The organism is Streptomonospora sp. PA3, from assembly GCF_009728995.1.
Classification (GTDB): Bacteria; Actinomycetota; Actinomycetes; order Streptosporangiales; family Streptosporangiaceae; genus Streptomonospora.
Genome location: NZ_VTZW01000019.1, coordinates 562,682 through 575,604, shown reverse-complemented (window position 1 = coordinate 575,604; position 12,923 = coordinate 562,682). Strand labels below are relative to the sequence as shown.

11 protein-coding genes are annotated in these 12,923 nt (G+C 72.2%); 9 read left to right on the top strand and 2 right to left on the bottom strand.

Going from position 1 to position 12,923, the window contains the following annotated elements; translation table 11 throughout:
• The first annotated feature begins 184 nt into the window (after positions 1-184).
• From FZ103_RS21795 to FZ103_RS21775, 5 genes are all read left to right on the top strand, one after another.
• Positions 185-1,669, top strand: coding sequence for an amidohydrolase family protein (locus FZ103_RS21795; protein ID WP_156003674.1), 1,485 nt, complete (start codon positions 185-187; stop codon positions 1,667-1,669).
• A gap of 614 nt (positions 1,670-2,283) precedes the next feature.
• Positions 2,284-3,300, top strand: a complete 1,017-nt coding sequence (locus FZ103_RS21790) for an arabinan endo-1,5-alpha-L-arabinosidase (RefSeq protein ID WP_156003673.1) — start codon at positions 2,284-2,286, stop codon at positions 3,298-3,300.
• 366 nt (positions 3,301-3,666) lie between these two features.
• Entirely contained in the window at positions 3,667-4,761 is a 1,095-nt protein-coding gene (locus FZ103_RS21785) for a DUF4241 domain-containing protein (RefSeq protein ID WP_156003672.1), read from the top strand.
• A gap of 122 nt (positions 4,762-4,883) precedes the next feature.
• Complete coding sequence (locus FZ103_RS21780) at positions 4,884-5,519, top strand: DUF5134 domain-containing protein (RefSeq protein ID WP_156003671.1); 636 nt, start codon at positions 4,884-4,886, stop codon at positions 5,517-5,519.
• 130 nt (positions 5,520-5,649) lie between these two features.
• A complete protein-coding gene (locus FZ103_RS21775) occupies positions 5,650-6,774 on the top strand; it encodes a CapA family protein (RefSeq protein ID WP_156003670.1) in 1,125 nt (374 codons plus the stop codon).
• Between the two features lie 124 nt (positions 6,775-6,898).
• On the opposite strand, the gene FZ103_RS21770 is transcribed toward FZ103_RS21775, so the two are convergent.
• Both FZ103_RS21770 and FZ103_RS25745 read right to left on the bottom strand, forming a co-directional pair.
• The gene (locus FZ103_RS21770) at positions 6,899-8,575 is read right to left on the bottom strand and encodes a sodium:solute symporter family protein (RefSeq protein ID WP_186356650.1); all 1,677 of its coding nucleotides are present in this window, start codon (positions 8,573-8,575) and stop codon (positions 6,899-6,901) included.
• Entirely contained in the window at positions 8,572-8,910 is a 339-nt protein-coding gene (locus tag FZ103_RS25745; RefSeq protein ID WP_343233644.1) for a DUF4212 domain-containing protein, read from the bottom strand. The genes FZ103_RS21770 and FZ103_RS25745 overlap by 4 nt, the downstream gene beginning before the upstream one ends.
• A 267-nt stretch (positions 8,911-9,177) precedes the next feature.
• Here FZ103_RS25745 and FZ103_RS21760 point away from each other — a divergent pair, with 267 nt between their 5' ends.
• Genes FZ103_RS21760 through FZ103_RS21745 form a run of 4 tightly spaced genes read left to right on the top strand, consistent with a single transcriptional unit; the run spans position 9,178 to position 12,922 of the window.
• A complete protein-coding gene (locus FZ103_RS21760; protein ID WP_156003669.1) occupies positions 9,178-9,594 on the top strand; it encodes a hypothetical protein in 417 nt (138 codons plus the stop codon).
• Between the two features lie 3 nt (positions 9,595-9,597).
• Positions 9,598-9,954 (top strand): hypothetical protein, encoded by a 357-nt coding sequence (locus FZ103_RS21755; RefSeq protein WP_343233643.1) that lies wholly within the window; start codon positions 9,598-9,600, stop codon positions 9,952-9,954.
• The gene (locus tag FZ103_RS21750) at positions 9,954-11,636 is read left to right on the top strand and encodes a cation acetate symporter (RefSeq protein WP_156003862.1); all 1,683 of its coding nucleotides are present in this window, start codon (positions 9,954-9,956) and stop codon (positions 11,634-11,636) included. Before FZ103_RS21755 ends, FZ103_RS21750 begins: the two co-directional genes overlap by 1 nt.
• Positions 11,633-12,922: a histidine kinase gene (locus FZ103_RS21745; RefSeq protein ID WP_156003668.1), complete on the top strand. Its 1,290-nt coding sequence runs from the start codon at positions 11,633-11,635 to the stop codon at positions 12,920-12,922. The genes FZ103_RS21750 and FZ103_RS21745 overlap by 4 nt, the downstream gene beginning before the upstream one ends.
• Position 12,923: the final 1 nt, after the last annotated feature.

Here is a 12,923-nt window from a genome sequence, read left to right as displayed (position 1 = left end):
GGTGGAAGATGCGGGGTGTCAAGACCCGATTTCTCTCTGGAGCAAGCGGAAGCCCAGGTGTCGACGCAGTTGGCGGTGGATTGGGCGACCCGCCGTTGACAAGTGATGGGCGTCACTTCACCCTTGAATGAACGTCCTGATCGCCTGACGGACGATCGTCCGCTAACTGCACGGGAGTACGCACATGTCAGACCACACCCCTCGCAGGCCGGCCCCCGAGCCGGGGCGGCCCATCGTCTTCAGGAACGGCACCGTCCTGGTGATGGACGGGACCGGCAGGACCCTCCCCGAAACCGACGTGCTCCTGGCCGGGGACCGGATCGAGGCGGTCGGCCCTGCTCTGCAGGCCCCCGAGTCCGCACACGAGATCGACGCCTCGGGCGGGATCGTGATGCCGGGCATGATCGACACCCACCGCCATCTGTGGCAGACGGTCATGCGCGGCTACGGCGCCGACTGGACGCTGTCGCAGTACTTCGTCTGGTACTACCTGGAATGGGGCTCCCGGTTCCGCCCGGAGGACATCCACACCGGCAACCTGCTGGGCGCATGGGAGGCCCTGGACGCCGGCGTCACCACCACCGTCGACTGGTCGCACGGGCTCGTCACCACCGACCACGCCGATGCCGCCCTCGACGCGCTGGAGGCCGTGCCCGGCCGCTTCGTCCTCGGCTACGGCAACATCCACGCCGGCCCGTGGGAGTGGGCGGCCTCGCCGGAGTTCCGCTCCTTCTACGACCGGCGCATCCACGGGCGGCGCGGCGACATGCTCGGGTTCCAGCTCGCCTTCGACGTCACCGGCGACGACTCCTTCCCCGAGCGCCCCGCCTTCGAGACCGCCCGCGACCTGGGCGTCGAGGTCACCACGCACGCCGGGGTGTGGGGCGCCACCGGCGACACCGGCATCCGCCTCATGCACGAGAACGGCTTCATGACGCCCGGCACGGTCTATGTGCACGCGGCCTCGCTGTCGGAGGACTCCTACCAGCGCATCGCCGCCACCGGGGGATCGGTCTCGGTCTCCACCGAGAGCGAGCAGAGCGCCGGCCAGGGCTACCCGCCCACCTGGCGGCTGCGCCGGCACGGCATCCCCGTGTCGCTGTCCATGGACACCAGCGTGTGGTGGAGCGGCGACCTGTTCAGCGCGATGCGTGCCACCCTGGGCGCCGACCGCTGCCGCGAACACCTGGAGGCCCACTCGCGCAGCGAGACGGTGACCCACAGCCACCTGCGCGCCGAGCACGTCGTCGACTGGGCGACCCGCGGCGGCGCGCACGCCCTGGGCCTGTCCCGCGCGGTGGGCAGCCTGGAGCCGGGCAAGAAGGCCGACGTCGTGCTGATCAAGAACGACGCCTCGCCCGCGATGTTCCCGCTACTCAACCCCTACGGCCACGTCGCCTTCCAGGCCCAGCGCGCCGACGTGCACACCGTCGTCGTCGACGGCCGGGTCGTCAAGTACGAGAACCGCCTGGTCGACGCCGATCTGGCGGCTGCCCGCCGCGCCGCCGAAGGGACGGTCGACTACCTGCGCGACCAGCTCGGCGACGCCTGGAACGAGGGCATGAACCCCGACATCCCGCCCACGAAGATCCTCGACAACCCCTACACCTACACCGAGTTCCGCGACTCCTCGACCCGCCGCAGCCAGGAGCCCGCGGGCGGGGCGTGACCGAGCGGCCCGGCGCACGCTGCTCCGCGCCTCTCCCGCCGCCGAGCGGCCGCGTGATCCGCTCGGCGGCGGCGCCGGGCTCCCGGCTCGCCCTGCGGTCGCCGGGGGTTCGCCGAGGCACACCGCAGCCGCCTATCACCGGGTTCCCGCCGAAAAGCCGGTGCGGATTCCGGTGATTGCCGCAGGGGGGACGGCCGGCCTCCCCGGACCGGCGGCGCCGGGGTGGTCTCCCGCCGAGGAGGGGCCGCCGAATCCGCGATGGGCAGGGTTGACGACGGTAAAACCGCTACTTTACGATGCCTGAACGATTACGAAACGTGTTCGTGATCGTCGCAACGACCGTCCAGTCCATCCCCTACCCGATGCGCCCGGTTCCGCTCGGCCGCCTGCAGAGGCGGCGGCGGACCGCGGAGACCGAGGCGGTTCGCGCGCGGCGCGGTCGCCGCCATCGGCGCCGCCGGCTCCCTGCGGAGCCGCCGCCATGCCCACCGAACTCCGCTGGAACAACTGCGCTGCGGAATGTTAGCGCTAACATTCGGTGCTCGCCCGGACACCCCCGTCCCCGAGCGCCGGCAGGGCCGGTCCCCCAACCACGAGCCCGAGGAGCACCCCCCATGACCGAGCACGCCTCGACCCCCTCCGCCGGCCTGTCGCGGCGGCGCCTGATCGGTGCCGCCGCGGCGACCGGAGCGCTTGCGGCGGTGACGGCCGCCGCGGGAGCGGCCGCGCCGCGGCCCGCGGCCGCCGCCGATTACCCCGGTCCCGGCCGCGTGACCGGCGACATCCGCGTGCACGACCCGTCGTTCGTGAAGCGGCCCGGCGGCGGCTACCTCGTCGCCCACACCGCCCCCGACATCGCCCTGAAGACGTCGGCCGACCGCACCGCCTTCAGCAACGCCGGGACGGTCTTCCCCGGCGGCGCGCCGTGGACCACCGAGTACACCGGCGGCGACCGCAACCTGTGGGCGCCGCACCTGTCGTACCTCAACGGGCGGTACTACCTGTACTACTCGGCATCCACCTTCGGTTCGAACCGGTCGGCGATCTTCCTCGCGACCAGCACCAGCGGCGACTCCGGCACCTGGACCAACGAGGGTGTGGTCGTGGAGTCGTGGACCTCGCAGGACTTCAACGCCATCGACCCGCACCTGGCCGTGGACGCACAGGGCCGCTGGTGGCTGGCCTTCGGCTCCTACTGGTCGGGCATCAAGATGATCCGCATCGACCCGGCGACGGGCAAGCGGCTCGGCGACGCGTGGCACTCCCTCGCCGGACGCGGCGGGGACTCCATCGAGGCGCCGACCATCTTCCGCCGCGGCGGCCGGTACTACCTGTTCGTCTCCTTCGGCGCGTGCTGCCAGGGCGCCGACAGCACCTACCGCATCATGGTCGGCCGGTCCTCCCAGATCACCGGCCCCTACTACGACCGCGCCGGGAACCCGATGGCCTCGGGCGGCGGCACCGAGATCCTGGCCGGCCACGGCGGCATCCACGGCCCCGGCCACCAGGACGTCTTCGCCGACACCGACAACGACATCCTCGCTTACCACTATTACGCGGATGACGGCACGGCGCTGCTGGGCATCAACTGGCTCGGCTGGGACAGCGCCGGCTGGCCCTACGTGCACTGAGTGATCCCGGCACGAGGACCGGGCGCCGGGGCGGCCCGGGCCGGAGCGGATACGCGCGGACACCGTCCGTTTCCGCAGGTCCGGGCCGTTCCCCCGGCGCCCGTTCCGTCGGTGCCCGCGGATAGGGTCCTCCGCTGTTCCCCCCAGCAGAAGGAGCCTCCGTATGACCCCGTCCGCTTCCGTGCTCACCGCCGCATACTGCGAGGGCTGGGACGCCGCCCTCGGCTCGGCCGTCGGGCCGATGCCGCGCGAGGCGGCCCGCGAGCGGTCCGAGCGCGGCGACCAGTTCGCGGTCCTGCTCACCGGCGCCCGCGGCGCTCCCGTCGCCCTCCTGGAGATCGCCTGGGCGCACCGCCACGCGGCGGTGTGGACGTTCGACGAGCAGCGCGCCGCACCGCCTGCCGCCGCTACCGCCTCGTCCGCGACGAGGCCGCGCTGTACCTGTCCCACATGCGCGCCTGGGAGTACCCGGACGCCGCCACGCCCGAGTTCGACCGCGGGATCGCCCGCATGGAACGGGAGTACGACTCCGACGGCAGCGGTGTCTACCGCGTGACCTTCGAGCGGGCGGGCGACAACGGCGGCGCGTTCCAGACCTGGGACACCGACGATTCCGGCGGTGCGCGGATCCCCGTCCCCGACTTCGGCGACTGGACCGCCTACCTGGCCGCCGAGACCGGAATCGCGGCGAGCGAGACCGTCGACGCCGCCCCGCCCGCGGAGCCGGGTCCGCCGGTGCAGGCGCCCTGGGCGCCCCCGGCCCCGCTGCGGCCGCGCCACCCCGATGCGTTCCTGACGCCGGGAGGGCGCTTCTGCGCGAAGGACGGGACGACCTACACGGTGGAGCTGCACGACAGAGGGGAGTTCTGCGCCCCCAGCGGTCGCATCATCGCGATGGACCCCAGCATGCTGGGACTCGATGACGAACAGCCCTTCACGGCCGCCCTCCCGCCCGGGACACACGGATTCCGCCTGTGCACGGTGCGGGTCGGCGACGACAGCGAGCACGTCCGGGTCGCGGCGGCGGCCCTCGTGGTCGCGGACACGCCTGTCGCCACGTGGGAGCTCGCCCTGCAACCCGGTCAGGAGCCCGACGTGATGGGCGACGGGCAGTTCTTCGGATTCGGAGTCGACGCCGCAATGGGGTGCCTGCTGGACGCGGCCGGGCAGGACCACTTCGCCGAGCGGTTCGAGGACTTCGACGCCTTCGAGGCGGAGCTCGTCGACTACGGGGGGACGACGGAAGGCGTGTACGTCTCGGGGAGCCGCACTCGCAGTCTCCAGGATCCGGGCTCCGGCGCGAGTCTGGTCGCTTTTGAGACGGGGTGGGGCGACGGCGCCTATCCGGTCTGGGCCGGGCGCGACGCCGAAGGGCGGGTGGTCGCCCTGGTCGCCGACTTCCTGATCCTGCAGCACGCCGAGGCCCTCCCGCAGGACACCGCGGCCGTCTCCGCCAACTGACCCCCAGCGGCCGCCGCGGGCCGCACGCCCGCGGCGGCCGCATCCGGTCACCGCGTCCACACGTCGCGTGCCCGGCGCGCGGGTACACCCTTTCCGGCGGCCGAGCGGAGGGAGCCGGGGCGGTGGCGGTGCTTGCGGGCGCGCACATGGACCACGCCGTGCACATGGCCGGCATGCCGGAGTGGCTGCGCCTGGCCGGCGGCTTCGTGCTCGCCGGGATCGCCCTCGTGCACACCTGGCACGGCGCTCAGATGCCCGGCCAGCGGCGGTGGTGGCACCTGGGCCACGGCGTGATGGCGGCGGGCATGGCGGCCATGTACCTGCTGCCGCGCATGCGCTACGAACCCCTGCACCAGGGCGGCCTCTGGCTGTTCGCGCTGCTGGCGGCGGCGACCGCCGCCGCCGCGGTCGGGCTGCGCTCGCGTGAGGGAGCGCTGAACCCCATCTGGACGATGTCGGCGCTGGACTGCCTCGCCATGACCTACATGCTGGTGGACCCCGCGGTGCGCCCCGGCTGGATCGGCAACCTGCTGGCCGTCTACTTCGCCTGGGCGGTCTTCGGCTGGGTCGTGCGGGCCTTCGACCGGCTGCCCGCCTTCGCCCGCCCGGTGGCCGCCGGCGCCGGTGGGCCCGGGCCCGCCCTGCTGTCGGCGCCCCCCGACACCTCCGGCGCCGGGCCGTGCCGCTCGCGGATGTCGGTGGCGCTGACCCTGGCGGCGATGGCGGCGGCCATGGCCGCCATGCTCGTGGCCATGTGATCCGCCCCGGCCCGGCGGACCGGGACCGCCCGACCGCCCCGCGCCGGTGCGCGCAACCCTGCGCTCGCGCTCGCGCAGCGGCGGGCTCGCACCCCCGGCCGCCGGCCGGGAGCGCGGATACGCTGGACCCATGGCCGCTGCGGTGACCGTGTTCCTGTGCGGCGACGTCATGCTGGGCCGCGGTGTCGACCGGATCCTGCCGCACCCCGGCGACCCCGAGCTGCGGGAGTCGCACGTTCGCGACGCCCGCGACTACGTGCGGCTGGCCGAGGCCCGCAACGGGCCCGTCCCCGCACCGGTGGACCCGGCCTGGCCCTGGGGAGACGCCCTGGCGGAGCTGGAACGCGCCGCGCCCGACGCCCGCGTGGTCAATCTGGAGACCGCCGTCACCCGAAGTGGCGACTTCGCGCCCGGCAAGGCGGTGCACTACCGCATGGCCCCCGCCAACCTCCCGTGCCTGCGCGCGGTCCGGCCCGACGCCTGTGTTCTGGCCAACAACCACGTCCTGGACTTCGGCCGCGCCGGCCTGGCCGAGACGCTCGACACCCTCGCCGCGGCAGGGCTGCGCACGGCCGGCGCCGGCCGCGACGCCGGCGAGGCGTGGCGCCCCGCGGTCGTCCCCCTGCCCCGCGGCGGCGGGCGGCTGCTGATCTTCTCCGCGGGCGCACCCTCCAGCGGCGTCCCACCGCAGTGGGCGGCGGCCGGCGAGCGGCCCGGCGTCGCATACGTCCCCGAGCTGTCGATGGAGGCCGCGGCCGGACTCGCCGAGCGGATACGGCGCGCCAAGCGGCCCGGCGACATCGCCGCCGCCTCCATCCACTGGGGCGGCAACTGGGGCTACGGCGTCGCACCCGATCAGACCCGCTTCGCCCGCGCGCTCATCGACGGCGGCGCCGACATCGTGCACGGGCACTCCGCCCACCACCCCCGCCCCGTCGAGGTCTACCGCGGCAGGCTCGTGCTCTACGGCTGCGGCGACCTGGTCAACGACTACGAGGGCATCCCCGGCCACGAGGAGTTCCGCGGCGACCTGCGGCTGCTCTACCTCGCCGCGGTCGAGCCCGGATCGGGCCGGCTCGCCGGCCTGCGGATGATCGCCATGCGGTCGCGGAGGCTGCGGCTGGAGCGCGCCGCACACTCCCAGGCGCGGTGGCTGCAGGAGACGCTCGACCGCATCAGCCGGGACCGCTGCAGCGGTATCGGCCTTCGCGGCGACGGCACCCTGGCACTGGTGAGCCCCGCGGCACCGGCTTGAGTGCTCAGGTGCCGCGGGGCTCGGATCGGGGCCCGCGTGCGGGGTACAGGGCGGCCCCTCCCGCTGGGAGGTGACGGGAGGGGCCTGGTGGGGGAAGGTTCCGCTACGGGGTCCGCCCCCCGGGTTACTCCCCGGCGCCCGCCGCCTGGGTGCGGCGGGGCGAGGGGTACCGGATGCTCTCCACCATCTCGGTGATGTGGCGCGCCGGAGGCGGCGTCATCAGCGACACCACGACCGTGACCACGGCGTTGACCAGCGCACCGACGGCACCGATGCCCTCGGGGCTGACGCCCAGGATGGGGTCGTGCGCAGCCAGCCCGAACACCTCGAGGGTGTAGAGCATGTAGGCGATCGTGAAGCCCAGGCCCACGATCATGCCGGTCGCGGCGCCTATGGCGTTGCAGCGCTTCCAGAAGATGCCCAGCACGATGGCCGGGAAGAAACTGGACGCCGCCATACCGAAGGCGAACGCCACCACCTGCGCAACGAAGGCCGGCGGGTTGATACCCGCGATCACCGCCACGACGATGGCCGCGGCCATCGCGATCCGTCCCACCAGCAGGCGCTCGTGGTCGCCCGCGTGCGTGCGGACGTAGCGGAAGTAGATGTCGTGGGAGACCGAGGAGGAGATCACCAGCAGCAGGCCGGCCGCCGTGGACATGGCCGCCGCCAGACCGCCGGCGGCCACCAGGCCGACGATGGGCGCGGGAAGGCCGGCGATCTCGGGCGAGGCCAGTACCAGGATGTCGTTGTTGACCGTCAGGTCCGCACCGGCAGCCGGGTCGTTGCTCACCGAGTTGATCACGTCGGCGTTCTGGTTCACCGACACCAGTCCGGTGGCCGCCCAGTTCTCCACCCAGCTCGGCAGCTGGTCGGTCGGGGTACCGTTGACGCCCTGCAGCAGGTTGAACTTGGTGAAGGCGCCCACCGCCGGAGCGGTGGTGTAGAGCAGCGCGATGAAGAACAGCGCCCAGAAGGCCGACCAGCGCGAACCGCGGACGGTCTTGGTGGTGTAGAAGCGGATGATCACGTGCGGCAGGCCCGCGGTACCGATCATCAGCGCCATGGTCACCAGGAAGATGTCGATCATCGGGCGCGAGGTGAAGGGATCGGTGAAGACCTCCAGGCCCAGCTCCACCGACAGCGAGTTCAGCCCGTCGAGGATCTGGCCGAACGACACCTGCGGGATGGGGATGCCCGTCATCACCTGGGCCACGGCCACGGCCGGGATCAGGTAGGCGATGATCAGCACGGTGTACTGCGCCACCTGCGTCCAGGTGATGCTCTTCATGCCGCCCAGCACCGCGTAGACGAAGATGACCACCGCGGCGATGATCACGCCGTAGGTGATGTCCACGTTGAGGAACCGGCTGAAGACGATGCCGCCGCCGTTCATCTGCCCCACCACATAGGTGAAGGAGACGATCACGGCCGCCACCGCCGAGATGGTGCGCACCAGCTCGGAGTACCGGTCGCCGACGAACTCGGGGACCGTGTACTTGCCCCACTTGCGCAGGTAGGGCGCCAGCAGCAGGGCCAGCAGCACGTAGCCGCCGGTCCAGCCCATCAGGTAGATGCTGCCGTCGTAGCCCAGGAAGGCGATGAGGCCCGCCATCGAGATGAACGACGCCGCAGACATCCAGTCGGCGCCGATCGCCGCACCGTTGGCGATGGTGGGCACGCCGTGGCCGGCGACGTAGAAGCCTTCGGTCTCCCGGACGCGGCTGCGCCAGGCGATCGTCATGTAGGCGCCGAAGGACAGGACGATGAAGATCGTCGTCCAGATCTGGATCTCGCTCACGACTCGCCCCCCTTCTCAGCCGCGCCGCCGGCGGGCTCGTCGTCGTACTCGTAGACGCCGAACCGCTTGTCAAGGCGGTCCATGTAGAGGCAGTAAGCCAGGATGAGCAGCAGGAAGACGTAGATCGACCCCTGCTGCGCGAACCAGAACCCCAGGGGGAACCCGATGACGGTGATCTGGTTGAGCTGCTCGACGAAGAGGATGCCGCAGCCGAAGGACACGGCGAACCAGATGGCCAGCAGGATCACCATCAGCTGGAGGTTCTTCTTCCAGTACTCACGCCTCCAGCCGTTGCCGCCCGGGGGATCCGGGCTCTTGTCTTCCGTATCAGCCACGATCGCTTCTCCTAGTAACCGGGTAGGGACTATCGAAGTGCGGGCCCCGTACCGCTGAGGTAGACACCAGCGCACATGTGGCGTAGTACACAAGAGGGATGCGGCTGAACGGCCGATCCGTCTTTCGAGCGGTCGCCTGGCCCTGACGAATGGCATAGATCACAACCGCGACCGTTCGCGGCGGAGGGACGACCGCCGGGCGTGCGGCGGCGACCGTCTGCTCCCGGCCCTCTCAACAGGAGCGATGCGGGCGGTTAGGATTCGGCCATGTCGCCTTCCAACGGCTCCGCCGCGCCGCCCGCCCCCCGGCGCGTCCTGCACACCGGCAGCCTCGGGATGATCTCGGGCGGCCTGCTGATGATCATCGGAGCGTTCACGCCGTGGGTCTCCACGCCGCTGGGCAACCTGTCGGGCATGGCGGGCCCCGGGCTGTGGGTGCTGTGCGCCGGTGTCCTCGGTGTCGCCGGCGGCCTGCTGCCCTACCGCCGCATCGCCCTCGCCCACGCGCTGATCCCGGCCGCCGCCGGCGGTGCGCTCGTCGTCTGGCAGCTGGCGCGGCTGGCGATGCTGAGCATGGAGCACGACAGCTGGGGCAAGCTGCTGCCCGGCGTCGGCCTGGTGATCGTGGGAGCCGGTGCGGTGCTCTTGGCCAGAGCGGCGCGCCGCATGTACCACGCGGCCTGAGCCGTGCGCCGGCCTGACGGGCACGAGCTCTCCCTGGGCTCGGCCGACGAGCACGACACCCCCGCCGAGGTCGACGCCGCCTTCCGCACGCTGCGGCGGGTGGCCGTCGGCCACATCGCGGTGTTCACCGGCGTGATCATCGCCGTCCCGCTGCTGACCGCGGCGCTGGACTGGTGGTCCCAGGGGCGGCTCTTCGGCGGGATGAGCCCCATGTTCGCCATGACCGCCTGCGGGCTCTACGCCTTCTTCTTCGTGATCTGCCTGGCCGCCGCGACCCTGTCCAACGCGGTCGAGGAGCGGATGCTCGGCGGGCCCGCTCGCGAGGCCCCCCAGGACGAGGAGGGGACGCTGCCGCCGTGATGACGAGCATCGTGCTTCTCGTCGTCCTGCTCGTGGCCGTCGGATCGGTCGCGGTCCTGATCCGCCCGCAGCGCGCCTCCACCTTCGAGTTCTACCTGGCCGGCCGCCGGGTCGGCGTGGTCACCAACGCCTGCGCGATATGCGGCGACTACTTCTCCGCCGCCTCCTTCCTCGGTGTGGCGGCGGCCGTCTACGCCTCCGGCCTGGACGGCATGTGGTATGCGACGGGTTTCGCCGCGGGGTTCGTGCCCGTGCTGCTGTTCATCGCCGCGCCGCTGCGCCGCTTCGGCGAGTTCTCCATCCCCGACTTCCTCGGCCGGCGGCTGGAGTCGCACAGCGTGCGCCTGACGTCGGTGGCGATCGTGCAGCTGATCATCCTGGCCTACCTGGTGCCCCAGGCGGTGGCCAGCGGGATCATCTGGGAGCTGTTCATCGGCCGGGGCATCGGCGGCCTCTCCGCCTACGCCACCGGCGTGCTGGTCTCGACCGTCGTGATCATGCTGATGGTCGCCCTCGGCGGCATGCGCGGCACGACCTGGACCCAGGCCGTGCAGTTCCTGCTGCTGCTGGCCATCTTCGTGTGGCTGGCCATCCTGGTCCTGGTCTCGGGATTCAGCTACACCGACGAGCTGCGGGAGCTGTCCGCGCGCCCCCTGGCCAACCCGGTCGAGGCCGGCGACTCCTGGCGGCTGGAACCGGTCACCAACCGGCTGCACCCCGGCGACCCGGCCTACTTCGGCGAGCCGGGCGGCCAGTACAGCCAGCTCGGGCAGTTCGCGCTGATCCTCTCGCTGGCGCTTGGCACCGCAGGGCTGCCGCACATCATGAACCGCTACTTCACCAGCCCCACGGGCACCGCCGCCCGCATGACCACGGTGTGGGTGGTGGGCCTGGCCGGCCTGTTCTACATCCTGGCCGTGCTGCTGGGCACCGCCGCCCGCGCCGTCATCCGCGACGTGGCCGCCGACCTGCCCTGGGTCGCCGAGCTGACGACCGGCGGCATCCTGCGGGTGCCCGAGTACGCGCTGCTGGTCCTGGGCCAGATCTTCGGCGGCCGGGCGGGCCTGGGCCTGATCGCGGTGGGGGCGCTGGTGGCGGTGCTGTCGACCATAGCGGGGCTGCTGCTGGCATCGGCCGCCTCGTGGGGGCACGACATCTACGAGCGCTACATCAACCCGCGGGCCACCCAGCGCCAGGCGCTGTGGGCCGGCCGCGCCGCGGTGGCCGTCGTCGCCGTCGTGTCGGCGGCCTTCGCGCTGGGGGTGCGCCCCGAGTCGCTCACCGGGCTCTTCCCCTCTATCGTGGCGACGATGGTGACCTGGGCGTTCGTGCTCGCCGGATCCGCACTGACCCCCGTGTTCATCCTGGCCATCTGGTGGCGGCGCACCACCGGTCCGGGGGCGGTGGCGGGCATGATCACGGGTGCGGTCGTCGCGGTGGGGATGAGCGTCACCGGCCTGCTGCTCGGCGACTCCGGCTACGGGCAGGTGCTGCTGACGCCCACGGTCGTCTCCGCGCCGTGTGCGGCGGCGGTGACCGCGGCGGTGTCGCTGGCGACCCGGCCGCCCGCCGACCTCGACGGCATCTGGCTGCGCATGCACGGCACCGCCGCCGACCGCCGCGCCGTCCGGCTCGCCCGGCTGACGGTGGCCGGCTTCGCCCGGCGCGGGGAGCGGCGATGAGCAACGGCAGCCTCCCCCTGGCCGGCGTCGTCCTTTTCGCCTGGGGAGCGGTCTACCTGGTCACGCAGCTGATCACGGTGCCGCCCCTGGGTGCCGGCACCACCGTGCTGATCGGCTCGGGGCTGACCGCCGCGCTGATCATCGGCTATCCCTCGGCACTGCGCGGCCCCCGCAGCAAGCGGTCCGCGCAGCCGGTCTCCGCCCGCTTCCAGCAGGGCAGGCACGGCACCACGATCGCCGCGGTCGGCCGCTCCATGCCGCTGCGCTCCGGGCTGACCGCCGAGAGCGCGCGCCGGACCGCCCAGCTGCTGCAGCCCCTGCTCAGCGGTGCGGCGGTGGCCATCACCGACCGGGAGCACGTACTGGCCTTCGCCGGTCCGGGCGCGGACCACCACCGCTCCGGCGACGAGGTCGCCGCGCCCACCGCCCGCGCGCTGAACCGGGGCAAGACCGTGCTCGTGCGGCGCCGCAGCGAGCTCGCCTGCCCGAACGAGGAGTGCCCGCTGCGCACCGCCGTCATCGCGCCGCTGACCGACGGCAACCGCACCGTGGGCACCCTGCAGGTCTACCGGCGCGACGGGGCCCTCTCGCCGCAGGGCGTGGTCGAGGGCCTGGCGGGCATCCTGTCGCTGCACCTGGAGCTGGCCGAACTCAACCGCCGCCAGCGGCTGGCGGTCGACGCCAAGCTGGATGCGCTGCGGGCCCAGATCAACCCGCACTTCCTGTTCAACACGCTGAACACCATCGCCTCCAAGGTGCACACCGACACCGAGGAGACGCGCCAGCTGCTGGTGCGCCTGTCCGACTTCTTCCGCTACGTCGTCCGCCAGGAGGGCCACTTCGCCGAGTTCGGCCAGGAGTACTTCTTCGTGCGCACCTACGTCTCCCTGGAGCAGGCGCGCTACGGCGACCGGGTGCGGGTCCGCTACGACATCGACCCCCAGGTGCTCACCGCGCACGTGCCCGTGCTGATCATCCAGCCGCTGGTGGAGAACGCCATCAAGCACGGGCTGGCGGGCAAGGTGGAGGGCGGCACCGTCACGCTCAAGGCCCGGGTGGACCCGCTGACCCGCACCACCTCGATCCGCGTGGCCGACGACGGGGTCGGGATCCCCTCCGACCTGCTGGAACGGATCTCCGACGGCGAGCGCCGCGAGGGAGACGGCCAAGGGCTGAGCAACATCGCAGGCCGGTTGGCATCCCTGTATGGTGAGAGATATCGTCTTGACATCCAGTCCACCGAAAACGGCGGGACTGTCGTGGATCTGCGGATACCTTTTGGGTGAT